Origin of the sequence: Kitasatospora sp. NPDC004723 (genome assembly GCF_040609255.1) — a bacterium.
Taxonomy (GTDB): Bacteria; Actinomycetota; Actinomycetes; order Streptomycetales; family Streptomycetaceae; genus Kitasatospora.
Genome location: NZ_JBEXJT010000104.1, coordinates 1 through 1,643, shown reverse-complemented (window position 1 = coordinate 1,643; position 1,643 = coordinate 1). Strand labels below are relative to the sequence as shown.

Annotated in this window: 1 protein-coding gene; it reads left to right on the top strand. The window is 72.2% G+C overall.

What is annotated here, in order from left to right; translation table 11 throughout:
- On the top strand, positions 1 to 1,643 hold a 1,643-nt coding region (locus ABZW10_RS38705; RefSeq protein ID WP_355376416.1), incomplete at both ends, for a polyketide synthase dehydratase domain-containing protein.

Here is a 1,643-nt window from a genome sequence, read left to right as displayed (position 1 = left end):
CACCACCCCATCCTCACCGCCACCATCGAACTCCCCGAAGGCACACAACTCTTCACCGGCCGCCTGACGCAGAACTCGCCCTCATGGCTGGCGGACCACACCGTGCACGACACAGTCCTCCTCCCCGGCACCGCCTTCATCGACCTACTGCTGCACGCCGCCCAGCACACCGACACCACCACGATCGACGAGCTCACCCTCCACGCACCCCTGGCGCTCACCGCCGAAAGCACCGTGCAACTCCAGGTGAACCTCGCCCCGCCCGGCAACACGGGCAGCCGCGCGGTGACCGTCCACTCGCGTCCGGTCGCCACCGACGACGCCGACAACCCCGACTGGACACTGCACGCCACCGGGCACCTCACCACCACCGACGCCGCCGCCGCGACGGACCGTGACCTCACCACCTGGCCGCCCACCGCGGCCACCCCTGTGGACCTCCACGACCTCTACCCCCGCATCCACGACCTCGGCTACCACTACGGCCCGCTCTTCCAGGGCCTCCAGGCCGCCTGGCAGCAGGGCACCACCACCTACGCCGAGATCGCGCTTCCCGAGGAAGCCCACTCCGACGCGGCCGCATACGGCATCCACCCGGCGCTCCTCGACGCCGCCCTCCACCCCCAGCTCACCAACCTCACCGACGCCACCGACCACATCCCCCTCCCCTTCGCCTGGCACGGCGTCACCCTCCACACCGCCGGCACGCCCACCGCCCTCCGCGTGTCCATCACGCCGGTGAGCGACGACACTGTGTCGCTGGTGCTCGCCGACGCCTCGGGCGCCCTGGTCGCGACCGTGGACGGCCTCACGGCTCGGCCCGTCAGCGCCGAGCAGATCGCGGCCGCCGCGCGCACCAGTTCCGAGCACAACGCGCTCCACCAGCTCACCTGGCCGGCTCTCCCGGCCCCGGCTCCGGTCGGTGCGGCAAAGGGCAGTTGGGCCGTACTCGGTGGGGACGACGCGCTGGAAGCGGCGTTGGGCGCGACGGGGATCGAGGTGAGAGTCCACCGGGACCTCACCGCGCTGGTCGACTCGGTCGACGCGGACACCCCGGCACCGGATGTCGTGGTGGTGGCTCCGGCCACGGCGTACGGCTCCACCGAGCCGGTCGGGGAGGTGCTCGTCGGCACGCTGGCGCTGGTACAGGGCTTCCTCGCGGACGAACTGCTGAACAGCACGCGCCTGGTGATCGTCACCCAGCACGCGGTGGCCACCACCGACAACGAGGACATCACCGACCTCACCACCGCACCCCTATGGGGCCTCATCCGCTCCGCCCAGAACGAGCACCCCCACCGCATCACCCTCATCGACACCGACGGCCACGATGCCTCGCACCGCGCCCTCCCCGCCGCCCTCACCACCGAAGAACCCCAACTCGCCCTCCGCGAAGGCCGAGCCCACGCCCCCCGCCTCACCCGCGCCACCCTCCCCCACGACACCGCCACACCCGCCCTGGACCCCCACGGCACCATCCTCATCACCGGCGGCACCGGCGCCCTCGGCACCCTCCTCGCCCGCCACCTCGTCACCCAACACGGCGCCCACCACCTCCTCCTCACCAGCCGCCGCGGCCCCCAAGCCCCCGGCGCCACCGAACTCACCAACGAACTCACCGCACTCGGCGCCCAGGTGACCAT